Annotated in this window: 21 protein-coding genes; 10 read left to right on the top strand and 11 right to left on the bottom strand. The window is 70.5% G+C overall.

Annotated features, from left to right (window positions below):
* The first annotated feature begins 230 nt into the window (after positions 1 to 230).
* Positions 231 to 2,120, top strand: a complete 1,890-nt coding sequence (locus tag AC07DF_RS09870; RefSeq protein ID WP_478968809.1) for an ATP-binding cassette domain-containing protein — start codon at positions 231 to 233, stop codon at positions 2,118 to 2,120.
* A gap of 36 nt (positions 2,121 to 2,156) precedes the next feature.
* Here AC07DF_RS09870 and AC07DF_RS09875 read toward each other — a convergent pair whose 3' ends face one another.
* Together AC07DF_RS09875 and AC07DF_RS09880 are read right to left on the bottom strand one after the other, a co-directional pair.
* A complete protein-coding gene (locus AC07DF_RS09875) occupies positions 2,157 to 3,374 on the bottom strand; it encodes an MFS transporter (protein ID WP_478968811.1) in 1,218 nt (405 codons plus the stop codon).
* 37 nt (positions 3,375 to 3,411) lie between these two features.
* Entirely contained in the window at positions 3,412 to 4,374 is a 963-nt protein-coding gene (locus AC07DF_RS09880) for an LLM class flavin-dependent oxidoreductase (protein WP_478968814.1), read from the bottom strand.
* A 236-nt stretch (positions 4,375 to 4,610) separates the two neighbouring features.
* Between AC07DF_RS09880 and AC07DF_RS09885 the strand changes: the two genes are divergently transcribed.
* The 5 genes from AC07DF_RS09885 to AC07DF_RS09905 are packed head-to-tail and all read left to right on the top strand — an operon-like array spanning position 4,611 to position 9,248.
* The gene (locus AC07DF_RS09885) at positions 4,611 to 4,979 is read left to right on the top strand and encodes a PhlB family protein (protein ID WP_478968817.1); all 369 of its coding nucleotides are present in this window, start codon (positions 4,611 to 4,613) and stop codon (positions 4,977 to 4,979) included.
* 57 nt (positions 4,980 to 5,036) lie between these two features.
* Positions 5,037 to 6,215 carry a CaiB/BaiF CoA transferase family protein gene (locus AC07DF_RS09890; RefSeq protein ID WP_478968819.1) on the top strand — a complete coding sequence of 393 codons (1,179 nt, stop codon included), beginning with the start codon at positions 5,037 to 5,039 and terminating at the stop codon, positions 6,213 to 6,215.
* A gap of 56 nt (positions 6,216 to 6,271) precedes the next feature.
* Complete coding sequence (locus tag AC07DF_RS09895) at positions 6,272 to 7,450, top strand: acyl-CoA dehydrogenase family protein (protein ID WP_478969484.1); 1,179 nt, start codon at positions 6,272 to 6,274, stop codon at positions 7,448 to 7,450.
* A 26-nt stretch (positions 7,451 to 7,476) separates the two neighbouring features.
* A complete protein-coding gene (locus AC07DF_RS09900; RefSeq protein ID WP_478968821.1) occupies positions 7,477 to 8,256 on the top strand; it encodes an electron transfer flavoprotein subunit beta/FixA family protein in 780 nt (259 codons plus the stop codon).
* 26 nt (positions 8,257 to 8,282) lie between these two features.
* Complete coding sequence (locus tag AC07DF_RS09905; protein ID WP_478968824.1) at positions 8,283 to 9,248, top strand: electron transfer flavoprotein subunit alpha/FixB family protein; 966 nt, start codon at positions 8,283 to 8,285, stop codon at positions 9,246 to 9,248.
* Positions 9,249 to 9,371: 123 nt separating this feature from the next.
* Here AC07DF_RS09905 and AC07DF_RS09910 read toward each other — a convergent pair whose 3' ends face one another.
* The 7 genes from AC07DF_RS09910 to AC07DF_RS09940 form a co-directional block, all read right to left on the bottom strand.
* The gene (locus tag AC07DF_RS09910) at positions 9,372 to 10,238 is read right to left on the bottom strand and encodes a 3-hydroxybutyryl-CoA dehydrogenase (RefSeq protein WP_478968828.1); all 867 of its coding nucleotides are present in this window, start codon (positions 10,236 to 10,238) and stop codon (positions 9,372 to 9,374) included.
* A 159-nt stretch (positions 10,239 to 10,397) separates the two neighbouring features.
* The gene (locus tag AC07DF_RS09915; protein WP_478968832.1) at positions 10,398 to 11,303 is read right to left on the bottom strand and encodes a LysR substrate-binding domain-containing protein; all 906 of its coding nucleotides are present in this window, start codon (positions 11,301 to 11,303) and stop codon (positions 10,398 to 10,400) included.
* Positions 11,304 to 11,391: 88 nt separating this feature from the next.
* Positions 11,392 to 12,501, bottom strand: a complete 1,110-nt coding sequence (locus AC07DF_RS09920) for an alcohol dehydrogenase catalytic domain-containing protein (RefSeq protein ID WP_478968835.1) — start codon at positions 12,499 to 12,501, stop codon at positions 11,392 to 11,394.
* A 38-nt stretch (positions 12,502 to 12,539) separates the two neighbouring features.
* Positions 12,540 to 13,094, bottom strand: a complete 555-nt coding sequence (locus AC07DF_RS09925) for a carboxymuconolactone decarboxylase family protein (RefSeq protein WP_478968839.1) — start codon at positions 13,092 to 13,094, stop codon at positions 12,540 to 12,542.
* 25 nt (positions 13,095 to 13,119) lie between these two features.
* Positions 13,120 to 14,124, bottom strand: coding sequence for a VOC family protein (locus tag AC07DF_RS09930; protein WP_478968841.1), 1,005 nt, complete (start codon positions 14,122 to 14,124; stop codon positions 13,120 to 13,122).
* Positions 14,125 to 14,184: 60 nt separating this feature from the next.
* Positions 14,185 to 15,495 (bottom strand): phosphopyruvate hydratase, encoded by a 1,311-nt coding sequence (eno, locus tag AC07DF_RS09935; RefSeq protein WP_478968843.1) that lies wholly within the window; start codon positions 15,493 to 15,495, stop codon positions 14,185 to 14,187.
* A gap of 577 nt (positions 15,496 to 16,072) precedes the next feature.
* Positions 16,073 to 17,107: a LacI family DNA-binding transcriptional regulator gene (locus AC07DF_RS09940; RefSeq protein ID WP_478968845.1), complete on the bottom strand. Its 1,035-nt coding sequence runs from the start codon at positions 17,105 to 17,107 to the stop codon at positions 16,073 to 16,075.
* Between the two features lie 139 nt (positions 17,108 to 17,246).
* Between AC07DF_RS09940 and AC07DF_RS09945 the strand changes: the two genes are divergently transcribed.
* Complete coding sequence (locus AC07DF_RS09945; protein WP_478968847.1) at positions 17,247 to 18,026, top strand: fumarylacetoacetate hydrolase family protein; 780 nt, start codon at positions 17,247 to 17,249, stop codon at positions 18,024 to 18,026.
* A gap of 96 nt (positions 18,027 to 18,122) precedes the next feature.
* Here AC07DF_RS09945 and AC07DF_RS09950 read toward each other — a convergent pair whose 3' ends face one another.
* Positions 18,123 to 19,391: an MFS transporter gene (locus tag AC07DF_RS09950; protein WP_478968849.1), complete on the bottom strand. Its 1,269-nt coding sequence runs from the start codon at positions 19,389 to 19,391 to the stop codon at positions 18,123 to 18,125.
* 589 nt (positions 19,392 to 19,980) lie between these two features.
* On the opposite strand from AC07DF_RS09950, the gene AC07DF_RS09955 reads away from it, so the two are divergent.
* The 3 genes from AC07DF_RS09955 (at position 19,981) to AC07DF_RS09965 (ending at position 22,636) form a co-directional block, all read left to right on the top strand.
* Entirely contained in the window at positions 19,981 to 20,985 is a 1,005-nt protein-coding gene (locus tag AC07DF_RS09955) for a C-terminal binding protein (RefSeq protein WP_478968852.1), read from the top strand.
* The gene (locus AC07DF_RS09960; RefSeq protein ID WP_478968856.1) at positions 20,982 to 22,043 is read left to right on the top strand and encodes a phosphotransferase family protein; all 1,062 of its coding nucleotides are present in this window, start codon (positions 20,982 to 20,984) and stop codon (positions 22,041 to 22,043) included. Before AC07DF_RS09955 ends, AC07DF_RS09960 begins: the two co-directional genes overlap by 4 nt.
* A gap of 62 nt (positions 22,044 to 22,105) precedes the next feature.
* A complete protein-coding gene (locus AC07DF_RS09965; RefSeq protein ID WP_478968858.1) occupies positions 22,106 to 22,636 on the top strand; it encodes a cupin domain-containing protein in 531 nt (176 codons plus the stop codon).
* 38 nt (positions 22,637 to 22,674) lie between these two features.
* Here the strand turns inward: AC07DF_RS09965 and AC07DF_RS09970 are convergent, their stop codons facing one another.
* Positions 22,675 to 23,421 (bottom strand): FadR/GntR family transcriptional regulator, encoded by a 747-nt coding sequence (locus AC07DF_RS09970; protein ID WP_478968860.1) that lies wholly within the window; start codon positions 23,419 to 23,421, stop codon positions 22,675 to 22,677.
* Positions 23,422 to 23,431: the final 10 nt, after the last annotated feature.

A 23,431-nucleotide genomic window follows, 5' to 3' on the forward strand; every position in this document is an offset into this window, starting at 1 on the left:
GCGGCGGGAATCTTCGAACCTCACCCGTCACTCGCGTTTCGGACCTCGGTGTTTCGGACAACTCCTGCCGTCCGACGGCGGCTTCAACGCGGCGTTCCCGCCTTCGATCCCTTGCTGTGTCCGGGGCCGCACGCGTCCGGAATCGCTCGCGTTCGATTCCCGTGCCGGGTCGTTAGGCCGTGCACCGCCGAGCCACCCAGGCGCGGCATCGTCCCTGAGGAGGGATGCAGGTGACTGTGACTGACACCTCGACCGACAACGCGAAGACGCCGCCCCCTCCACCGCCGGCCACCATCAGCTTCGAGGGCAAGTTCGGCAAGAACCCGCTGGCGGACGCCGGGTTCGGCGCGATGTGCCGCCGGCTGCCCTCCGTGCTCGCACACACCGCCCGGATGGCCTGGGCCGTCGACAGGCCCGGCGTCGTTCTGCTCCTCGTCTGCCAGTTGCTCACCGGCACCGCGGCCGCCGTCGTCCTGGCCTTCACCGCACTGGCGATGACCCACGTCCTCGGGACCGGCACGGTGTCCGAACGCCTGCACGCGGCGCTGCCCGCCCTGATCGTCGTGACGGCGGCCGCCGCCATCGGTCGCGTCAGCAGTGCCCTGTCCTCGTACGCCGACGGGAGGATCACCCCGCTTCTGATGACCGAGGCGGACATCGCGCTCGTGACCGCCGTGTGCCGCGTGGAGTCGAGCGCCTACGGCGAGGACGGGTTCGCCGACCGGCAGGAGGCCGCCGAGATCGGCGTCACCCGCACCCGGCTGATGGTCCAGGACGCCCAGCGTTTCCTGTCCGCCCTGATCCGGATGATCGCCGCGAGCGGCGTGGTCACGACGCTGCACCCGCTGCTGCTCCCCCTCCTCCTGCTGGCAGTCCTCCCTGCCGGCGCCGGAGCCGTGCTGTCCGCGCGCGTCGACTACGAGACCCACTACCTCAACCTCGGTGACCGCAACGTGCGCTCCATGATGCGCTGGTGGGCCACCTACTCCCGCTTCGGCGACGAGGTCCGCGCCAACGGCATGACCGGCTACCTCACCTACTGGTACCGCGCCCTGTCCGACCGGATCGACCGGCGCACCCTGACCGCCGCGCCGCGCATGCTGCACATCTCCCTGGGGGCCGGAGCCCTGGGCGGGACCTTCCTGCTGTGCACCTGGTCCGCCCTCGCCTGGCTGGCCGCCACCGGCCGTATCGCGCTGCCCGTCGCGGCCACCGCGGTGATCGCCGTCCAGACCACACTGGCCGCCCTGTCCCAGTTCGTCATCCACGGTGCCGCCCTGTTCCACACCTCGCTCTACCTCGCCGACATGCGCTCCTTCCTCGACATGGCACAGGAACGCGCCCCCAGGCGCGGGAAATCGACCATCCCGGAACGCGTGGACCAGATCCGTCTCGACGAGGTCGTGTTCCGGTACCCGGGCAAGGAGGAACCCGCCGTCGCGGGAGTGTCGCTCACGCTGCGCCGCGGCGAGATCCTGGCCGTCGTCGGCGAGAACGGCTCGGGCAAGTCGACCCTGACGAAACTCATCACCGGCATCCTGCTCGCCGACAAGGGCCGTGTCCTGTGGGACGACATCGACCTCGCCGGGGCCGATCCCGAAGCCGTGTGGAACCGCACCGCGCTCGTCCCCCAGAACTTCGCCTGCTGGCCCCTGCGCGCCCGCGAGAACATCACCCTGGGCCAGCCACGGACGAACGACGACGGACCGGTGTGGGATGTCGTCGACGCCGTCGGCATGCGCGAGGCGATCGAGAAACTGCCCCGGCGACTCGACACCCTTCTCGCCAAAGAACTGTGGGGCGGCGCCGAGTTGTCCGGCGGGCAGTGGCAGCGCCTCGCGTGCGGCCGCGTGCTCTACCGGCGGACCCCGCTGCTGATCCTGGACGAACCGACCTCGCAGATGGACGCCCGCGGCGAGCACGCCATCTTCCTGGAGATCAAGCGCATCGCCGCCGAGCGCATGACGATCGTGGTCACCCACCAACTCGAGAACACCAGGCTCGCCGACCGCATCCTCGTCATGGACCAGGGCCGGGTCATCGAACAGGGCACGTACGAGGAGTTGGCGAACGCCCAAGGACTCTTCGCTGAGCTCGTCGCCCTGTCGCAGGACCGGTGAGGCACTCCGCCCTCACTCCCTCACGGCCTCACTCCCTCACGGCCGGGGGGCCGGCTCGGTGGCCGGTGAGGCCGCGGCGGGTCGCCTGCCGACGGCGGGAGCGAGGACGATCGCCACGGCGGTGAAGGCGAGGACGACGATCATGGCGACGCGCAGCCCGTAGTGCTCGCCGAGGAAACCGAGACACGGGGGCCCGACGAGGAACGCGACGTAGCCGATCATCGCCACAAGGCTGACGCGCGCGGCCGAGTCGGGCCCCGAGTCACCGGCCGCCGAGAGGGTGACCGGGAAACCGAGCGAAGCTCCCAGGCCCCAGAGGAGAACGGCGGCCCCCGCGAGGAGGGCCGAGTCGGCGAAGACCACGACGGCGATACCCAGAGTCGCGCAGACGGCGCTGGCCCGGACGACGGGAGCGCGGCCGAGCCGGTCGATGAGGAGCCCGCCGCCGAAACGGCCGATGGTCATGGCGGCGGCGAAGCCCGTGTAGACGGCTGACCCCAGGGCCGGGTCCATGCCGTGGCCGTCGACCATGAGCAGGGGCAGCCAGTCGTTGGCGGACCCCTCGGCCAGCGCCATGGCCAGGATGACACCGCCGATCAGCAGCAGCCGCGGGTCCTTCCAGACCCGCGCCTCGGCCCGCGCCGCGTCGGCGTCAGGCCGTGAGCCGCCGTCGGCCCGGGTCCGGCCGACCGCGTGGGGAATGGCACGGAAGGCATGGGCGAACATGACCGCCGTGACGGCCGCCATGCCGGTCAGGTGCCACTGCACCGGCCAGGAGACAGCGGTGCACAGAATGCCGAACCCGGCCCCCACGACGGTGCCCAGGCTGAAGAACCCGTGGAGCGTGGGCAGGACCGTCCGCCCCGTGATCCGCTCGACGTCGGCGCCGTCGATGTTGATGGCCACCTCCCCACCACCCATTCCGGCCCCGAAGAGGAACAGCCCGGCGGTGGTCGCGGGGGCGGAGGACAGCATCGTCCCGCCGCCGATGACCGCCATGCTCAGAATGACCAGCAGCGTCGCGACGCCCATGACGGGCCGGGTGCCGAACCTGGCCACGAGCGTTCCTGAGCTGAGAATGCCGATCATCGAGCCGACCGAAAGACCGAACAGCACGATGCCCATCTGCGCCGTCGAAACGTCGAGTTGGTCCCGGATGTCCGGCGTCCGGGTCACCCACGAGGAGATCGACAGGCCGGGTATGAGGAAGAAGACGAACAGCGCCGCTCGGCGGCGGCGGGTGGCCGGGTCCATCAAGAAGCTTGCTCTTTCACGCGTGCCGGAGGACTGCTCACAGGATCGCCGCGAGCGCATCCAGTGACGCCAGGTAGTCGTCGCCCACCGGGGTGAGGACGGCACTGCTGACGCCCGCGGCGAACAGATCCGTCACCCTGGACCTGGCCTGCCCCGGCGTGCCGGCCACGGCGAGCTGCGCCACCCAGTCGTCCGGCAGGGCGCGGGCGAAGTCCTGGGGGCTGTCGCAGCGGGAGCGCAAGGCGACGAGTTCGTCGTAGAAGGGCAGCGGAGTGATGTGGGGCCGCCAGTCCGGTTCTCCCACCACTTCGAGGGCGGGGCGGACCGCTGTCAGGGCGACGGCGGGGTCCTCGTCGACCGCCGCGATGTTGTAGGCGACCACACGGTGCGGGCGGGTCGGGGCGATGTGCTTGAGGGCCTCGCGAACATAGGCGGGGGTGACCGGCTCCGCGAGGAGGGTGCCGTCGGCCACGTCGCCGGAGACGGCCAGGGACTTGGGGCCGCGCACGCCGGCCAGGACGGCGGGGGCGGTGACCGGTGTCGCGGTCTCGTGCAGGTGCGTGCCGTCGATGCGGACGTACTGCCCGTCGTGGTGCACGGGCCGGCCGCTCAGTACCGATTTCAGGACGGTGATGTATTCGCTCAGGAGCGTGAGGGGGCTCTTGGGCCATGCCCCGACGCTGCGCATCCACGCGGGCATGCCGTGGCCGACGGCGATGTCCACGCGATCGGGATGCAGTTGCACGAGACTCGCTATCTCCATCGCGGCGAAGGCGACATTGCGGGCGGCGGCCGGCAGCAGCCCGACGCCGACGCGGATCCGCGTCGTGGCGGCGAGGACGGTGGCCGCCTGCACCAGCCCGCCCCGGTATCCGAGATCCTCCACCACCCACAGCTCGTCGAAGCCGTGCTCCTCCGCCCGCCTGGCGAAGGTGATGATGTCCCGCGCGGGAATGTCACGGGGCAGGAGAGCGCCGATCGCGCCGTCCCGATTCGTCATGGTGATCTCATCCTCCGCGGGTTCACATCGTCATCGTCCAGCGGCCGGCCAGGGACATGCCGGGAGTCCGATCGTAGTCATTGGTGGATACACCGGGTGCGCGGACGGATCGCTTTCCACGCACAAAGATGCGCCAGGTCGTCGTTGACCGGCGCTCGGGGCCAGGGCCAGGGTGAAAGGGACATCGGATTCCGGTCACCTTTTTCCGGTCACCGAATTGCGTGCGGGAGGCCGCGATGCTCCAGACGGAAACCCGGGACGACACCGGGCTCGGGAAAAGCCTCTTCTTCCAGCGCTGCCTCTGGTGCGGCACTCCCGCCTACCGGCGCTCGTACTGCCGTGCGTGCGGCGCCGTGGCCTTCGGCCGGGAACGCAGTGCGGGTGCCGGAGTCGTGGTCCGCCGTAACGGCCAGGTCCAGCAGAACACCTGGTTCGTCGCGATGGACGAGGGCTTCAACCTGCTCTGCCAGGTCACCGGAACGGCACCGGTCGTCGTGGCGGTGGGCGCCCGGGTGACGGTCGCACGGGCCGTCGCTGCCCACGACCAGGGCCTGCCGGTGGTCGAACTCGTCCACCCGGAAACGCCTGTGCGCCTTGGCTGGTGACAGGTACACCGCTCCCGCGGAGCCACCGGCGAGCGGGACGATCTGAGAGGAGGGTGCGTGAGCACCCAGGACAACACGCCGGACGGACGGGGCGCACTGGGCGGGGTGCGCGTCGCCGACTTCTCCCGGGTTCTCGCGGGGCCGTACGCCACCATGCTCCTCGCCGACCTGGGCGCCGACGTGGTCAAGATCGAGCGGCCGGGCATCGGGGACGACACCCGGGCCTGGCAGCCGCCGGCGGACCACGACGGTACGTCGACCTATTTCCTGAGCGTGAACCGGAACAAGAGGTCGGTCGTCCTGGACCTGGCCACGGACGCCGGTCGTGAACAGGCGCGCTCCCTGGTCGCCGAGTGCGACGTGGTCGTGGAGAACTTCCGGCCCGGCACGATGGAACGGCTCGGGCTGGGCCACCGCGAACTCCGCGCCCGGCACCCGGGGTTGGTCTACTGCTCGATCAGCGGCTTCGGCGGCGGCGCCGGCGCGGCGATCCCCGGCTACGACCTGCTCGTGCAGGCCGTCGGCGGTCTGATGAGCGTGACCGGGGAGGCGTCGGGGGAGCCGGTGAAGGCGGGCGTGGCCCTGGTCGACGTGATCACCGGACTGCACGCCTCGCTCGGCATCCTCGCGGCCCTCCGGCACCGGGACGCCACCGGGCAGGGCCAGCACGTGGAGGTGAATCTCCTCAGTTCGCTGCTGTCGGCCATGGTCAACCAGGCATCGGCTTTCGCGGTCGCCGGTGTGGTTCCGGGCCGCATGGGCAACGCGCACCCGAGCATCGCCCCGTACGAGACCTTCTCGACCGCCGATCGCCCGATCGCGATCGCGGTGGGCAACGACAAGCAGTTCGCGGCCCTCGCCGACGTCGTAGGGGCTCCGGGTCTCGCGCTCGACGAACGCTTCCGCGCCAACGCCGACCGCGTCGCCCACCGCAGCGAACTGCGGGTCGTCCTGACGGAACGACTGGGCGCCGCCGGCGCGGACCACTGGTCGGCGGTCCTGCTGGCCGCGGGAGTGCCCGCAGGCCCCGTCAACACGCTCGACGAGGCATTCGCCTTCGCCCGGAAGCTCGGCCTCCCCGGCATCGTCGACCTCCCGGCCGCATCCGCCGATGAAGCAAGCGGCCCCTTCCCGCAGGTCGCGAACCCTGTCGCGATGAGCGCCACACCCGCGCGGTACCGCCTGCCGCCACCGAGCCTGGGTCAGCACACGACGGAGCTTCTCCCCCCGTGCTGACCATCCCTGTCACCCCTCACCCCCGAACCCACCACCGCTACCACCAGGAGCACACGATGAGCGGCGCCAAGCCGATGAAGGACCCCCTCGACCTGCTCGACATCGCCTCCGTCCTCACCGACGAGGAACGTGAGATCCAGTCCACCGTCGCCAGGTTCCTCGCCGACCGGGTGCGCCCGCACCTCGGCGAGTGGTTCGAGAACGCGCACTTCGCCCGTGAACTCGCTCCTGAACTGGGCAAGCTGGGCGTGCTCGGCATGCATCTCGAAGGGTACGGCTGCGCCGGGACGAACGCCGTCAGCTACGGCCTGGCCTGTCTGGAACTGGAGGCGGCCGACTCCGGCTTCCGCAGCTTCGTCTCCGTGCAGGGCTCGCTGTCGATGTTCTCCATCTGGAAGTGGGGTTCGCAGGAGCAGAAGCAGGAGTGGCTGCCCCGGCTGGCCGCCGGTGAGGCGATCGGCTGCTTCGGCCTCACCGAGCCCGACTTCGGCAGCAACCCGGCCGGCATGCGCACCCGGGCCGTCCGCGACGGCGACGACTGGGTCCTGAACGGCTCCAAGATGTGGATCACCAACGGCGGCATCGCCGATGTGGCCACCGTCTGGGCACAGACCGAGGACGGCGTGCGCGGCTTCCTCGTACCGCGCGGCACCCCCGGCTTCACCACGCAGGACATCAAGCAGAAGATGTCGCTGCGCGCCTCGATCACCTCGGAGCTGTACTTCGACCACGTACGGCTGCCCGACTCCGCGCGGCTGCCGCTTGCTGAGGGCCTGCGCGGACCGCTGTCCTGCCTGAACGAGGCCCGCTTCGGCATCCTCTTCGGCGCGGTCGGCGCGGCCCGTGACTCGATCCAGACGGCCATCGACTACGCCGACTCCCGGGTGCAGTTCGACAAGCCGATCAGCGCCTTCCAGCTCACCCAGAGGAAGCTCGCCGACATGAGTGTGTCCCTGGGCAACGCCGCGCTGCTCGCCCTGCATCTGGGCCGGCTCAAGGACCAGGGCCGTATCCGCCCGGAGCAGATCAGCGTGGGCAAGCTCAACAACGTCCGGGAAGCCATCGCCATCGCGCGGGAGTGCCGCACCGTACTCGGCGCCAATGGCATCTCCCTGGAGTACTCGCCGCTGCGCCACGCCAACAACCTCGAGTCCGTCCTCACCTACGAAGGCACCAGCGAGATGCACACGCTCGTCGTGGGTCAGGCGATCACCGGCTATCCGGCGTTCCGCTGACCACCGCAGACCGAAGGAAGACGACCGTGAACATCGTCGTACTCGTCAAGCAGGTCCCGGACACCGCCGCCGAGCGCACCCTGTCCGGGACCGGCCACCTCCTCGACCGGGAGAGCCCCGATCTCGTCCTGGACGAGATCAACGAGCGTGCCGCGGAGGCGGCCTTGACGCTGAAGGAGACGGTCGGTGCCGAGGTCACCGTCGTGTCCATGGGACCCGACTCGGCGCTGGACGCCCTCCGCAAGGTCCTGGCGATGGGTGCCGACCGAGGGATCCACATCCGCGACGACAGGCTGGCCGGCGCCGACGTCGTGACCACCGCGAAGGTCCTGGCAGCCGCCGTACGGACGGTGGGGGACGTCGACCTGGTGCTCGCCGGCAATGCGACGACCGACGGACAGGCGAGCGCGGTCCCGGCCATCGTGGCGGATCTGCTCGGCCTGCCGCAGCTGACCCATGCACGGGAGCTGAGCGTGGAGCCGGGGCGGGTGCGAGCCGAGCGCGAGACCGAGTACGGCGAGGCGACGCTCGACGCACCGCTGCCCGCCCTGGTCAGCGTCACCGAGAAGATCAACGAACCGCGCTACCCCTCCTTCAAGGGGATCATGGCCGCCAAGAAGAAGCCCGTGAGGACGGTCGGCCTCGACGACCTGTTCCCCGACGCGGACCCCGGTTTCCTCGTGACCCGCACCCGGGTGGTGGACGCCGTCCCGCGTCCCGCCCGGGCCGCCGGAGTACGCATCACCGACGACGGCACGGCCGGCCGGCAACTGGCCGGCTACCTCATCGCCCAGAAGCTCGTCTGAACCGCCCGACCAAGGAGCAGCCACCCATGCCCGATGTCCTCGTCCTCGTCGACCACGACGGGGCACGTGTCCACCGAACCACGTACGAACTCCTCACCGCCGCACGGCGGTTGGGCGAGCCGGCCGCGGTGGTCGTGGGCACCCCCGGCACCGCGGCACGCCTCCGGAAGGACCTCGCCCAGCACGGCGCCACCAGGGTCTACGCGGCCGAATCCACCGAAGCCGACCGGTTTCTCGCCACACCGGCCGTCGACGCCCTGGAACTCGCGGCCGTGGACGCCTCCCCGGCCGCCGTTCTGGTCTCCGCGACGACGGAGGGCAAGGAGGTGGCCGGGCGCCTCGCCGCGCGGCTCGACGCCGGGCTGCTGATCGACGTGGCCGACATCGACCCGTCCGGCGTGGTGACCCAGGTCGTCTTCGGCGGGTCGTACACCGTGCGCGCACAGGTCACTCACGGCATGCCGGTGATGGCCCTGCGGCCGGGCTCCTTCGAACCGGAAGAGCATCCCGTCCGGGCGGAGGAGCGTGAGCTCGCTCTGCCACCTGTCGACCCGGGGGCATCCGCCCGCGTCACCGCTCGGCGTGCCGCGCCCGGGGGCGACCGCCCGGCCCTCACCGAGGCGAACGTCGTCGTCTCCGGCGGACGCGGGGTCGCAGGCGCGGACGGCTTCAAGGTGGTGGAGGAACTGGCCGACGCCCTGGGAGGAGCGGTGGGTGCCTCACGGGCCGCGGTGGACGCCGGCTACTACCCCCACCAGTACCAAGTGGGACAGACCGGCAAGTCCGTCTCGCCTCGGTTGTACATAGCCCTGGGCATCTCCGGGGCCATCCAGCACCTCGCGGGGATGCAGACCTCCAAGACGATCGTCGCGGTCAACAAGGACCCCGAGGCCCCGATTCTGGGCTTGGCCGACTACAGCGTGGTGGGCGATCTGTTCGCGGTCGCTCCCGTGCTGGCCGAGGAGATGGCCGCCCGCCGCGCGGGCCGTTGAGGTCCCTGGAACTCAACGGCTGAAGCTCCCGGCCCCCTCCGTTCATGTGACGGAGGGGGCCGGGAGCTTCTCGCGTGTCTCGCGTGTCGGAACTCGGACCGCCAGTGGGCCTCTGATGTTTCGTCACGCGGCTCGGTAGCTGAAGAAACCCTGCCCCGACTTGCGGCCCAGCAGACCCGACTCGACCATGCGGCGCAGCAGCGGGGGAGGGGCGTACAGCGGCTCCCGGTACTCCTCGTACAGGGCCTCGCCTATCGCCGCCACGGTGTCCAGTCCGATGAGGTCGGCCAGGCGCAGCGGGCCCATAGGGTGGGCACAGCCGGCGGTCATCCCGGTGTCGATGTCCTCCGCCGTCGCCGTACCGGAGCCGACCATCCGCACGGCCGCCAGCAGGTAGGGAATCAAGAGTGAGTTGACCACGAAACCGGCCCGGTCCTGCGCGACGATCGTCCGCTTGCCCAGGATCTCGCACGCGAAGGCACGTACACGCAACTCGGTGTCCTTCGAGGTGTGCAGTGAGGGAACGACCTCGACCAGGGGCATGACCGGGACCGGGTTGAAGAAGTGCAGGCCGACCACCGTCCCAGGACGTCCGGCCGCCGCCGCGAGCCGGGCGATGGGGATCGAGGAGGTGTTACTGGCCAGGACGGCCGCCGGGTCCCTGACCACCTCGCCCAGCCGCCGGAACAGTTCCGTCTTCGCCCGCTCGTCCTCGACGGCGGCCTCGATGACCAGCTCCGCACCGCCCAGGAGGGAGAGGTCGTCGGTGACCGAGATCCCGGCCAGGGCGTGTGCGCGGTCCTCGGGCGCGAGGGCACCGCGCTGCTCCGCCTTCAGCAGGGAGTCCGCCACGCCCGCCAGGCCGGCGCGGGCTCTGTCCTCGGTCAGGTCGCACAACGTGACGTGCAGCCCGGCCCGGGCACACACCTCGGTGATCCCCTGGCCCATCTGGCCCGCGCCCACCACGCCCACGTGCTTGATCGCTGTCATCTCATTCTCCGCCTGTCCTCCGTCGTTGGGCGGCCGATCGACGCCGCCACGGCGTGTGCCGCGGTGTCGAGCGTAGGCCGGGTAGACCCCCTCTGACCTGCTCGAACAGTGCGTCATCCACGTACAAACGTGCGCCGGTTCGAGGGCGGGATCGGCGTGTCAGGCGGCGGCCGTCGCGGCAGCCGCCTCCCTCAGCCGGCGGATCACGCCGCGCACCGCGGGCGAGGTCTCCCTCTTGCGGTAGGCCCCTACCAGCCGGGTGGTCAGCGCCACGTCGGCCAGCGGCCGGTACGCCACGCCGGGGATCTGTACACGACGCAGCGAATCGGGGACCAGGGCCACCGCGAGACCGCCGCCCACCAGCGTCAGAGCCGCGATGTAGTCGCGCACCGGGGGAGCACACCGCGGGCCGAACCCGCCTTGCTCCGCGACGTCGAGGATCTGGTCACGGCAGCCGTACTCCTCGTCGAAGTGCGGGGCCACGAAGCACTCGTCGCGCAGCTTCGCCGCCGGTACCGCGTCGTAGGCCGCCAACGGCGCGGCGGCCGGCAGTGCCAGGACCACCTGTTCCGTGAGCAGGCAGGTGGCCGTGACGTCGGGTGGGTACTCCGGCCGCCAGCGCAGAAAGCCGACGTCGATGTCCCCGCAGGCCAGTGCCTCGAGCTGGGCAGGCGTCTCCAACTCGCGTACCTGCACGGTCAGTTCGGTGCCGGGGGCCGCGCAGCGGGTGAGGACGTCGGTCAGTACCCCGGAGAACGCGGCCGAGGCGACGTAGGCGATCTGCGCGTGCCCCAGCTCCCCGCGGCCGGCGCGCCGGCCCACCGCCTCGGCCCGGGCCGCCTGGGCGAGGGTCGACCGGGCTTCTTCGAGGAAGAGCCGCCCGGCGCTGGTCAGGGCCGGGCGGGTGCGCCGTCCGCGGTCGATGAGCCGCACGCCCAGGTGCGACTCCAGCGCTCTGATCTGGGCGCTGAGCGCCGACGGCGCGAGGTGCAGCCGGTCCGAGGCCCGCGCGAAGTGCAGTTCCTCCGCGACGACGACGAACGATTCCAGCCAGCGCAGTTCCACCGGTACCTCCTCCGCCCTGCCGGGACACCCCGCGGCGGCGTCAGGGCAGAACAGGTCCGCCGCGGGGTGAGTATGGGGGATCGGCGCCTCAGGGGATCACCACGTAGTTGCTGAACCCGCCGTCGAAGTCCGCGGCGCGCCCCGAGATCGCCTCGTTGACCTCGGACAGCGAGAAGGGCTTGGTGATCAGGTAGGACAGGTCGAGTGCTCCGGTCGCCACCATGTCGGCGACCTCCTGGCCCTGCGCGGTGGTGAACCAGTTGGAGCCGATCAGCTGCACCTGCTCGTCCATCAGCCACTTCACGTCCACGGGCAGCCGGTCGGCCACACCGCCGACGTTGACCACCCTGCCGCCGCGGCGGACGCCCTGCATGGAGTCGAGCATCGTCTCCACGGGGGCCTTGGCGCCGAGTGCGCTGATGACGAAGTCGGCCCCCTCGCCGCCGGTGCGGGACCTGGCCCACTCGCCGGTGGAGCCCTCGCCCAGCCGCATGACCTCGATCCGGTCCGGGGCCAGCTCCACGACCCGCTTGAGGAGTTCCTCGTTGCGGCCGGTGCCGAGGACCCGGGAGACACCGGAGGCCAGCGCGAGAAGGGTGGAGGCGACGCCGAGGGTGCCGGTGATCCCGTCGATCAGCGCGACCTGACCGGGGCCGGCGGCGGCGTGCCTCAGAGCGCCGTAGGAGGTGCCGATGTAGCCGAGCTTGCCGGCCTGCTCGAACGTCATGGTGTCGGGGATGTTGACGATCGAGTACTGCGGAGCCGTCATGTATTGGGCGAAGCCGCCGTACGGGTAGAGGTCGAAGATCCGCTGGCCGTCGCGGGACGTGCTGAAGTAGCCGTTCAGAGTGAAGTAGCGGCACCGGCTGAGCTCGCCGCCGCGGCACACCTGACAGCTGCCGCAGGACCGCAGCGGACTCACATAGACCCGGTCCCCGGGCTTGGTGTTGAGGACGGCCTCACCGACCGCCTCGACCACACCCGCGGGATCCAGGCCGAAGATCGCGGGCAGCTGGGGCAGCGGCTGGTGCGGATACCAGGTGGGCCAGTTGTTGATCACGTTGGCCATGTTCGGCACGATTCCGCATGCCTTGACCCGCACCAGCACATCGGTCGGCCTCGGGGTGGGCACGTCGAGCGTGTCCACTCTCATCGGTTCACCGAGCCGGTGCAGTCGTGCGGCGAGCATTTTCGCCATTGAAATACTCCTGAGAAGACGGGCCGTACGGTGCCGAATTACTGGGAACCGGAGAACGGATTCGGGTAATTGTCCTCGAGGTCGATGTCCAGCAGACCCATGATGCGGACGCCGGAGTTGTACCAGGCGATGGACAGCGAGAGTTCGACCAGCTGCTGGTCGGTCAGCTGAGCGGCCGCCGCGCGCCAGGTCTCCTCCGAGACGTCGACCTGGAGCGTGGACTCCCTGGCGAGCCGCATGACCGCACGTTCCGTCTCGTCGAACAGGCCGGACGATTCGAAGTCGGCCACCGCCGCGAGCTGTTCGCCGGTCAGCCCGGCCTTGAGCCCGTGCGACTGGTGGTGGGCGACCTCGTACGCGGACCGGGTCGCGTGGCCCACGGTCAGAATGGCCAGCTCGCGCAGCCTGGGGCTGAGGCCCGCGGCGCGCAGCGAGTTGGCGTAGGTCAGGAAGGCGTCCAGCTGAGCCGGCGCATGGGTCAGGGCGAGGAAGATGTTCGCCGTCGGTACCTTGCGTTCGGCTTCCAGCCGGTCGTACAGGGGCTTCTGCGACTCGTCCGCGTCCTCGCGGCGCAGGTAGGGGACTCGTGCCATGTCGTCTCCTCGGGGGACGGGAAGGTCAGTGCGGGGACTGCTCGAGCAGGAACCGCTCGAGCGTCATCGGGTTCGGGGGCTCGGCGGGCGGCGTCTGCGGCACCCCCGCGAAGGGCGACGCCTCGAAGTACCACTTCTCCAGCGCCGGGAATCCCCATCGGACGTTCGTGCTGAGCGATCCGGCGTCCCAGCGCACGGGCTCGATCTCGGTGTCGATCGTCTGGTAGTGGGCGTTGAAGACCTCCACCCGGTGCCCGTCGGGGTCACGGAGGTAGGTGAAGAGCATCCCGCCCGGACCGTGCCGCCCCGGGCCCCGCTCGACGCCCTCGCCGTAGCCGAGGATGCCCGCCCAGTCGCAGGCCGTGAAGATGTCCCGGCTCTCGGAGACGGTGTAGGCGAAGTGATGGAGCGCGGGGCCGGTGTTCTCCACGAGCGCCAGGTCCAGGGTGGTCCCCTTGCGGTACATGAACGAGCTGAGCAGCTTGTCGCCGTGTGCCAGGTACTCGGAGTTCCGGAATCCGAGCTCGCCGTAGAACGCGGTCAGCTCGTAGGTGTCCGGCGCGAAGGTCTGGAAGTGGTCCAGCCGCTGCGCGTGGGCCCCTCGGTAGTGCTCGAAGCCGATGTGCAGCCTCGGCCGGGTCTCCATGTGCGCGCAGAGTTCGAGCGGCGTGCCGACGGGGTCGGCGACCCGCAGCGTGCGGCCCTGGTGGGGGAGGTCGGCCCATTCCGCGGGCAGCCCCCGGTCGCGGAACCACGCGTAGGCGACGTCGAGATCCTCGTCGAAGAAGACGCGGAAACCGATCCGCCGGCAGGCGCCGGCCCCCTCCTCGTCCAGCTCCAGTACGAGGCTGTGGTGGCATGCCTCGGCGAGGCCGCGGAGGTAGCAGGTGCGCTCGTCCTCGTCGCTGACGACGAGCCCGAGGGCCTTCACGTAGAAATTCCGGCTCTCGGCGAGGTCGGCCACGGTGAGACGCACATGGGAGGCGCGGGTGATGTTGAAACTCGGGCGCAGATTGACGGGTGGCAGCATGCTGGTCTCCGTGCTCCGATCAGCTTTTTATTTCGATGACTGTAATACTTCTGGAGGGTTTTACGGCTGGGTCGTGGATGGCCCGGAATCGGCGAATGTGAACGACGACCAACCGCTGAATTCCGCGGATTCACCGAGGGACTCCTCGATGCGCAATACCTCGTTCCACTTGGCCATGCGCTCGGAGCGGGTGAACGAGCCCACCTTGAGCTGGCCCGCGTTCCACCCGACGCTCAGATGCGCGATGGTGACGTCCTCGGTCTCTCCGGACCGGGCCGAGACGATGGTGCCGAATCCGGCGTCCTTTCCGGCGCGCAGCGCCTGGAACGCCTCCGTGACCGTGCCGGCCTGGTTCGGCTTGACGAGAACGGCGTTCGCCGCCCCGCTGGTGGCCGCCGCCTCCACCCGCTTGGCGTTCGTGACCAGGTAGTCGTCACCGATCACCTGGCAGCGGTGGCCGTGGCGCCGGGTGAACTCCACCATGCCGTCGGTGTCGTCCTCGCCCACCGGATCCTCGACGGACAGGATCGGATACTGCTCGATCCAGTCGCCCAGCATGTCGATCAGCGCCGCGGTGTCCAGCGTGCGGTCGTCCAGAGCCAGCGTGTACCGCCCGCCGCTGCCGAACTGCGAGGCCGCGACGTCCAGCGAGATGCCGACCTGCGCCAGGGGTTCGAACCCCGCCGCCTCGATCGCCCGGGTGAGCGTCTCGAGTGCTTCCTCGTTGGAGTCGAACGCGGGCCAGTGACCGCCTTCGTCGGCGACGCCCTGGGCCTTCCCGGCGCCGCGCATGAGGCTGCCGGCCGTCCGGTAGATCTCCGCGGTCCAGTCCAGGGCCTCGGCGAAACTCCGAGCCGCGGGGCACATCACCATGAAGTCCTGGACGTCGACGCGGCGGTCGGCATGGGCGCCGCCGCCGAAGATCTGGATCTCCGGCAGCGGGATGCGGACCGGCCGTTCGCCCGCCAGGTGCCGCCACAGCGGTACGTCCGCCGACGCGGCGGCGGCATGCAGCACCGCCATGGAGGTGGCGACGATCGCGTTGCCGCCCAGGCGAGAGCGGTCGGGGGTTCCGTCGAGGTCCACCAGCAGCCGGTCGACGGCCTCCTGATCGGTCGCGTCGCGGCCCAGAAGGGCGGGCGCGATCTCGCCGTTCACCGAACCGACCGCGCGACGCACATCGAGGCCGCCGAAGCGGCTGCCGCCGTCCCGCAGGTCGAGCGCCTCGCCCTGGCCCGTCGACGCGCCTGCCGGTGCGATGGCACGGCCGGTCGCGCCGTCCGCCAGACACGCTTCGACCTCCACGGTGGGGCGTCCGCGGGAATCCCACACCCTGCGGCCGTGGAGCTTGGCGATGCGCGCGTCTGTCATGGCGGTGCAACCTTTCGAAGATCGGACGATCAGCGCACCGGTCCGTGCCCGGGCCTGCCGTCAGGGGAGGGGCGCGCGCCGCAGCCGGGGGCGTACGGAATGTCCACGCGCAGGAGAACGGGCGTGGTCCGAGGCCAGGGGCCGGTCTCCGAAGAGGTGCTCCCCGGCCGCGAGTGACCAGGGGACGGGGAGTGCTCATCCACTGCGGCTCTGATCGTGCTAACGATAGCGCAATCGTGCGCAGCGCCGAGAGTTCTGTCAAGAGGGGGCGTCGCCCTAATCTGCGGGCAGGGTGCTCCACATCCTCCCCTTGGGGTGGCGGCCCCTCGGTTGGGGTGGCGGCCTCTAAGTGCTATCGTTCGCATAACCCGCTGGCGTGACTGTCGCGCTGCGGCAGAACTCCGGCGAGCCCGGGCTGTCCTGGACGGACGGACAGCACAGGCGGCGTGGGCTCGCCGGGCTCGATCGTGGCCGCCACCGAGCGCGTCGAAGGCGCCCGGAGCCGATCGCTCCGAGCGCCTTTCGTCACGAGGTCCCGCCCGTGGCGCGGTGTGACGACGAAGAGCCGTCCCCGAACTCAGGCGGCTCCGGACGGAGCCTTCCCGCCAGGGGGTGGTGCCGTGCTGCCGCGCAGTACGAGCGAGCCGGGGGAGACCGAGGTGTACGGGCCGTCGTTGCTCGGCTTGGTCTTGAGGCGGCGCATCATCCACAGTGCGCAGCCGGTGGCCATCTCCTGGATGGGCAGGCCGATGGTGGTGAGTCCGGGGCCCCACCAGGAGAATCCGGGCTCGTCTCCGAATCCGACCACGGACAGCTCCTCGGGCACCTTCACGCCCTGCCGGGACAGTTCCTCGAGGACGCCGAGGGTGAGCTGGATCGACCCCAGCACGAGCGCTGTGGGCGCGTCCGGGTCTCGGAGCAGCCGGCGTACCGTTTCGCGGCCGTGTTCGATCGACGACGGCGGTCCCAGGGCCGCGCGGCCCGCGTCGTCCGGCAGGCCCCCTTCGCGCAGGGCGCTGCGGAAGCCGCGCAGACGCTCCGTGCCCGTGGGCAGCTCTTCCGGGCCGCCGAGGTAGGCGATGCGGGTGTGGCCCTGTGTCACCAGGTGGGCCGTGGCCCGGCGCAGCGCCTCGTGGTCGTCCACGCCGAACCACTGCGAACCGAGGGACGGGTGCCGGCGCAGGAGCTGCAAGTGCGGCAGGGCGCGCAGGAGTTTGACGGACTCGCTGTGCGGGCGGGCGGTGGGCACGATGATGACGCCGGCCACGCGGTTCGCGGACAGCTCCCGCAGATGGCGCAGCTCCGCCGTCCGGTCGTCGTCGGTCTCCGAGAGCATCAGCTGGAAGCCCTCGGCCTCCATGTTCTTGGACAGCTCGTGCGCGATGGTCGAGTAGAAGCTGTTGCGGATGTCCGGGATCACCAGTGCCACCACGTTGCTGGACGCTCCGCGCATCATCCGGGCCGCGCGGTTGCCGACGTAACCCATGTCGGAAGCGGCTTGCCTGACGCGGAACTTGGTCTCCTCGCTGATGCGCGGATCGTCGGCGAGCGCCCGCCCCACCGTCGACACGGAGACTCCGAGGCGCTCGGCGATGTCCCTGGTCGTGATCACGTTAGGTGTCCCCTCGAATGACCGATCCCGTGTCGTCACTGTGCGTGTGCCAACGATAGCAGTGACACGGTCGTGCTAACGTTAGCACTGCTGAATGGGCCGTGCAGCCGCCCTCGGCTGCCCAGTTGCGGAGGTGTCCGTGCGGATCGTCAGATATGCCGTCGGTGGTGTGCATTACTACGGAGAACTCGAATCCGGCGACCTCGCCATCGCCAGATATGAGGGCGATCCCTTCACCGGGCTTTCCCCCGCGGGGTGCGTCGACCGGGCCGCCGAGGTCGTCATTCTCCCGCCGGTCGAGCGACCCCGGATTTTCGGGTTCGCCTACAACTACGCCTCACATGTCGACGAGACCGACCGTGAGATTCCCGAGGTTCCGGTGTGCTTCATGAAGCCGAGCACGGCGGTGGTGGGGCCGGGGGAGGCGATCGTGTATCCGGCGGATGGTGAACTGATCCATTTCGAAGGCGAGTTGGTCGTCGTCATCGGAAGGGAAGCACGCCATGTCAAACCCTCCGAAGCGCAGGATTACATCCTCGGCTATACCTGCGGCAATGACGTCAGTGACCGTGTCGTCCAGCGCAAGGAGAGCGCATTCGGAACGCTGCTGATCGGCAAGGGCCAGGACACCTTCGCTCCTCTCGGGCCCGTCATCGCGACCGGACTGGACCCTTCAGCACTCTCCCTGACCACCCGGGTGAACGGCGCCGTCACGCAGTCCGCGAGCACGGCCGACCTGCTGCTGCCGGTTCCGGAGATCGTCAGTTACCTCAGCCGGTACCTGACGCTGCTGCCAGGAGACGTGATCATGACCGGCACGCCTTCCGGTGTCGGTCCGATACGCCCCGGGGACGAGGTCGAGGTCGAGGTCGAGGGCATCGGCGTCCTGCGCAATCCGGTCGTGGCCGAGAGTCGTTGACGGACGGACTGACTGACGGCCGCCGCCGTCGGACGTGACAGGGCCTGCCCACCGCTCGGCGGTGGGCAGGCCCTCGGTGTGCCGGCGGGCGTGCCGCTAGCGGATCGCGTTGTTGAACCGCGCGGGCCGGACGAAGGCCAGGGCGGCGACGCCCGCCAACGGGAGGAGTGTGACCTGGAGCAGCCCTGCCCGGCTCCACCCGAAGGTCTCCACCAGGGCGGCGAAGAGCAGGCCCGAGAACGCCGCCGGGCCGTAGTAGCTGCTGACGAAGAGCCCCGAGGCGCGTCCGATCTGCGAAGGGCGCACGGCCCGCTGCATCGCGCTGTTGGTATTGGGATAGACGAAGCCCAGTCCGAAGGCGCCCATGAGGAAGGCGAGCACGCACTGCGGCCCCACGGCGGCCCGCGTCCCGTAGATGCACGCGCTGATGACCGAGACGGCCAGCAGGCTGAGGATCAGCAGGTTGCGCTGGTTCACGCGGTCGCCGAGCCAGCCGCCGAGCACGGCCGTCATGCCCCCGAAGCCGAGGCAGCTCATGGCCAGCGCGGCCTGCCCGGCGGAGTAGTGCAGCGAGCTGATGAGGTAGGTCGGATACAGGCCGAGGAACCCGTAGACGGCCACGCCGCTGACGACGGAGTGGACGGTCAGGGCGATCGTGTTGCGGTTGTAGGCGGAGACCGGCATGAACTCGTAGGTCTTGGCCGAGGCGACCCGCTCGACGGAGCGCTCGGTCAGTCCGGCCTTGACGAGGAACAGGGAGGCGGCGGCGATCAGCAGCCCGGCCGTGCCGAACAGATAGAAGGGCGCGTGCCAGGTGCCGTGCATGCTCATCAGTTCGACGCCGATCAGCGGGGCGATGAACACGCCGACGGAGTAGCCGACGCCGACGACACCGAAGACGAGGCCGCGCCGGTGGGCGAAGAAGGCGCCCATCGCCGCGAAGATGGCCGCGGACTGCATGCCCTCACCGAAGCCCGAGACGACCCGGTACAGGGTCATGTCGGCGAGCCCGGTCGCCAGGGGCGTGGCCATCGTGCCCAGGGAGTAGATCACGATGCTGACCAGCAAGACCGTTTTGCGGCGGAAGCGGTCCAGGAGGTAGCCCGCGGGCAGTCCGGCCAGGGCCATGCCGAGGGTGAAGTTCGTCGCCAGCAGTCCGCCCTGCTCCAGGGAGAACCCGTACTCGGCACGGATGTCGGGCAGCAGGGGAGGAAAGACCTGGCGGTCCATCGCGTTGACCATGTAGGAGAGGACGATCAGCAGAAAGCCGACCCCGATCATGGTCCGGGAAATGGGGGGACGGCTGCCTTCTTGTGCGCTGTCGGCGGGGACCGCGCCGATGTCGACTTGCGCTGCGTGAGTCATGGCGGCTCCTGAGGAGGAATGGCCGCGGCAGGGCGCGGCGGACGCATCGCCGGTACGGGTCCGTACGGGCGGCGACGGGATGTGGTGAGGCGAGGAGCGGAGAAGCGGTGAGCTGAACACGGACTGCGTCGGGCCGGGCGTCGGTGAGCGGCCGCCGGCCGGCGGCAAGGGGCGATGGGCTGCCGTGCGGGTCGGATACCGCATGCGGAATTCAGCCGTATTTCGCCCGTCGGGGACGTCCGTGGCTATGGCGTCTTCGACAGCCGTACTTCGTGCGGACTCTTATGGGGTCACACGGTCGGCATTGGCAGAACCATGAAGGCAAGTCCGTTGCGCGTCAAGGTGTCGGCGTCGGAATTCTTCAACCTTCTCCGCTCCTCGTGCTCTTGACGCGTGGAAGTGTGCCAGTGCTATCGTTAGCACCACGTGGCTATGACAGAGTGATGCGATGTGCCCCGGCATCTCGCGACCCCGGGTGCGGCGCCCGAGACCGACCAGAAGTCGAGGGGCGCCGGCATCCCACCCCAGCCCGGCGAACCTCTCCACCACTCCACCTCACCCGCGCACGACTCTGCGAGGACGACCTTCCATGAACCCACCGAGCCGCCCCGGCACCGTGCTGCTCACCGACCACGCCTGGCCAGACGACTCCGTCGAGCGGTCCGTCGTCGAGGGGGCGGGCCACACCCTGGTGACCGGCCCCGCCGAACCCGCCTCCGCCGAGGTGATCGAGGAGCTGGTCGCCGAGCACCGTCCGGCCGGCATCCTGACCTGCTGGGCGCCCGTCTCCGCCACCGCGATCGGCACCGCGCCGGAACTGCGGGTCGTCGCCAGGCTCGGCGTGGGGCTGGACAACATCGCCGTGTCCACGGCCACCGAGCGCGGGGTGTGGGTCACCAACGTGCCGGACTACTGCGTGGAGGAGGTTTCCGACCACGCCGTCGGCATGGTGCTGGCCTGGACCCGTGGACTGGCCGCGTTCGACCGGGAGGTCCGCGCCGGCCGCTGGCACCCCGCGAGTGCCCGGCTGCGCCGGCTGGCCACGCTGACCTGCGGCGTCGTCGGCTACGGGAGGATCGGACGCGCCACGGCACGCAAGCTCGGCGCCTTCGGCTGCCGGATCCTGGCCCATGACCCGCACGCGCCGAAGGACGTCCCCGGTGTGGAGCTGGTGGCGTTGGACGAGCTGCTGCGCCGCAGTGACGTGGTGATCCTCCATCTGCCGCTCACGCCGGAAACGCTTCACGTCATCGGGGCCGAACAACTCGAGCTGATGCGGCCGGGCGGTCTGTTGGTCAACGTCAGCCGGGGCGGCCTGGTCGACACGGACGCGGTGATCAAGGCGCTCGACAGCGGACACCTGGACGGTGCCGCTTTGGACGTCCTGGAGACCGAGCCGCACGTCCCCGCGGGACTGTCGGCCCAGCCCGGGGCGCTGCTCACCCCGCACGTCGCCTTCTCCTCCGACGCCTCGGTGACGGAACTGCGCCGCCGCGCCGCGGAGGAGGTCGTGCGGATCTTGGCGGACCAAGCGCCGGCTCACCCCTGCAACACCCCTCATGGCCTGCCCGCCGGTCCGGGTGAACGGCGATGAGCGCGGCTTCCGCAGAGGTCGGGCCGGGCCCCGTGCCCGACAACGTGCTGACGGACTTCCTGAGGGCCGAGGGCCTCGCCGCGCCCGGTGAGACCGCGACCTGGACGCCACTGGCCGGCGGCGTCTCCTCCGACCTGTGGCGCGTGGAACTGCCGGGACGTTCCCTCTGCGTCAAACGCGCTCTGGCGAGGCTGAAGGTCGCGGCCGACTGGGAGGCACCGGTGTCGCGCAACGCCTGCGAATGGGCGTGGATGCGGTTCGCGTCCCGGCACCACCCGGACAGCGTGCCGGACTTGCTGGCCCACGACCCCGGAGCGGGCCTCTTCGCCATGGCCTATCTGCCTCCCGAGCGGTATCCGATGTGGAAGGCGCAGTTGCTGTACGGCGAGGTGCGGGTGGCGACCGCCGCGGCGGTCGGGAAGCTGCTCGGCAGCCTGCACGCGGCGAGCGCGGGCGATGCCGCCCTCGCCGAGGAGTTCGCGACCGACGACAACTTCCACGCCCTGCGCATCGAGCCGTACCTGCTGGCCACCGCCGCCGCACACCCCGGCCTCGGTGACGTCCTCCGGGGCCTGGCCGACCGTACCGCCGGCACGCGCCTGGCCCTGGTGCACGGAGACGTCAGCCCCAAGAACATCCTCGTCGGCCCGTCGGGGCCCGTGCTGCTGGACGCCGAGTGCGCCTGGTACGGGGACCCCGCCTTCGACCTCGCCTTCTGCGTCAACCACTTGCTCCTCAAGAGCCTGGTGGTGCCGGGGGGCCGCGACGACCTCCTGCGGTCGGCTCGCGTGCTGGCCGCGGAGTACGTCGAGCGCGTCGGCTGGGAGCCCCGTGCCGCCCTTCAGCAGCGGGCCGCGACCCTGTTGCCGGCGCTGCTGCTCGCGCGCGTGGACGGCAAGTCCCCCGTGGAGTACCTCACCCACGAGGGCCATCGGAGGCACGTGCGCACGGTCGCGTCGACGCTGCTGCGGGCGCCCGTCTCCACGGTCGCGGACGTCGTGGCCGCCTGGGAAACGGCCCTCGCGGCTCAGGCCGAACCGGGCACGCGGCCCCACTGACAACGGGTGCGACGGTCCGCGACGGGCTCGACGGTCCGTCGGACGTCAGCAAGGAGAGACGTATGCGCAGAGTCGTCACCGGCCACGACGAGAACGGCAGGTCGGTCGTCGTCAGCGACGGCCCGATACCGCGCAGCCGGGAGTTCACCAGTCTGCCGGGCTGGGTGTCCCGGCTGCCCTGGGCCACCGAACCCGGCCGGCGGCTCAGCAGGACCGGGGAGGACCCCACTCCCGAAGTCACCAGTCTGCTCCCGGCGCCCGGCGGCACGCGGTTCATCGTGCTGACCTTCCCGCCGGAATCGGCGCTGGCCGACCCGGCGTTCGACCCGGCGGCCTTCGACCAGGAGCAGCGGGCCGACTCGCCCGGCATCGCCGAACTCATCGAACCCGACGGCATGCACGCCACTCCGACCGTGGACTACGGCATCGTCCTGACGGGCGAGATCGTCCTCGAACTCGACGACGGCCGGTGCACGCCGCTCTCGGCCGGGGACATCGTGATCCAGAACGGCACCCGTCACGCCTGGCGCAACCGCGGCCGGCTGGCGGCCACCGTGGCCTTCGTCCTCATCGGAGCGGAGCACGACGACTGACGGACCGAGAGGGGCCGGCCGGCGGCCGGCCCGCCTCGTCAGGGAGCGGCGTCGAGATCCACCTCGATGTCCTCGGCGTCGGTCCAGAATCCGTCGTCCGCGTCCTGGAGGCGGGCGGCGGCGTGATTCATGTGGAGGCGTGCGGCCCCGCGTGCCGCCTCGGCGTCGCGCGCCTCGATGGCGGCGAGGATGGCGTGGTGCTCCGCCCGGACCGCTTCGATGAAGTCGTTCCGGCGCGCCTCATTGGCACGCGTGACGCGGATACCGCTGCGCGACACATCGCCCAGGTACCGCAGGGTCGAGACCAGCACCGTGTTCCCGGTCGACTCGGCGATGGACCGGTGGAAGGCGAGGTCCTCGTCCACGCCGTCGCCGCCGGCCGCGACCGCCGAGTCGATCGCGTCCAGAGCCTGACGCATCCGCGCCAGGTCGAGGGGCGTGGCCCGGGTGGCCGCGAGATGGGCCGCCTCACCCTCCATGGCGCGGCGCACCTCCACGATCTGCAGCACCTTCGCCTTGGTGTCGGCGGCCTCCAGGTCGAGCGGGCGGGTGCGCCGCGGCAGGACGAATACGCCGATGCCCTGGCGCGGTTCGATCAGGCCCGCGTTGCGGAGCCGCGACAGCGCCTCGCGCACCACCGTGCGGCTGACGCCCAACTGCCTGACCAGCTCGACCTCGGTCGGCAGTCGGTCGCCCTCGGCCAGCCGCCCCGACTCGATCTCCTCCGAGAGGGTCGCGGCGACCTGATCCGCGAGCCGGACGGGACCGCTCACCTTAGAAAACATGGTTTTCAGT

The sequence above is a fragment of the Streptomyces sp. NPDC044719 genome, assembly GCF_056433405.1.

What these genes read in the sequence shown, in the direction of transcription:
- AC07DF_RS09875 (WP_478968811.1), bottom strand. Translation starts at nt 3,374, where the DNA reads ATGGACCCGGCCACCCGCCGCCGCCGAGCGGCGCTGTTCGTCTTCTTC.
- AC07DF_RS09880 (WP_478968814.1), bottom strand. Translation starts at nt 4,374, where the DNA reads ATGACGAATCGGGACGGCGCGATCGGCGCTCTCCTGCCCCGTGACATT.
- AC07DF_RS09885 (WP_478968817.1), top strand. Translation starts at nt 4,611, where the DNA reads ATGCTCCAGACGGAAACCCGGGACGACACCGGGCTCGGGAAAAGCCTC.
- AC07DF_RS09895 (WP_478969484.1), top strand. Translation starts at nt 6,272, where the DNA reads ATGAGCGGCGCCAAGCCGATGAAGGACCCCCTCGACCTGCTCGACATC.
- AC07DF_RS09905 (WP_478968824.1), top strand. Translation starts at nt 8,283, where the DNA reads ATGCCCGATGTCCTCGTCCTCGTCGACCACGACGGGGCACGTGTCCAC.
- AC07DF_RS09910 (WP_478968828.1), bottom strand. Translation starts at nt 10,238, where the DNA reads ATGACAGCGATCAAGCACGTGGGCGTGGTGGGCGCGGGCCAGATGGGC.
- AC07DF_RS09920 (WP_478968835.1), bottom strand. Translation starts at nt 12,501, where the DNA reads ATGGCGAAAATGCTCGCCGCACGACTGCACCGGCTCGGTGAACCGATG.
- AC07DF_RS09925 (WP_478968839.1), bottom strand. Translation starts at nt 13,094, where the DNA reads ATGGCACGAGTCCCCTACCTGCGCCGCGAGGACGCGGACGAGTCGCAG.
- AC07DF_RS09930 (WP_478968841.1), bottom strand. Translation starts at nt 14,124, where the DNA reads ATGCTGCCACCCGTCAATCTGCGCCCGAGTTTCAACATCACCCGCGCC.
- eno (WP_478968843.1), bottom strand. Translation starts at nt 15,495, where the DNA reads ATGACAGACGCGCGCATCGCCAAGCTCCACGGCCGCAGGGTGTGGGAT.
- AC07DF_RS09950 (WP_478968849.1), bottom strand. Translation starts at nt 19,391, where the DNA reads ATGACTCACGCAGCGCAAGTCGACATCGGCGCGGTCCCCGCCGACAGC.
- AC07DF_RS09955 (WP_478968852.1), top strand. Translation starts at nt 19,981, where the DNA reads ATGAACCCACCGAGCCGCCCCGGCACCGTGCTGCTCACCGACCACGCC.
- AC07DF_RS09960 (WP_478968856.1), top strand. Translation starts at nt 20,982, where the DNA reads ATGAGCGCGGCTTCCGCAGAGGTCGGGCCGGGCCCCGTGCCCGACAAC.
- AC07DF_RS09965 (WP_478968858.1), top strand. Translation starts at nt 22,106, where the DNA reads ATGCGCAGAGTCGTCACCGGCCACGACGAGAACGGCAGGTCGGTCGTC.
- AC07DF_RS09970 (WP_478968860.1), bottom strand. Translation starts at nt 23,421, where the DNA reads ATGTTTTCTAAGGTGAGCGGTCCCGTCCGGCTCGCGGATCAGGTCGCC.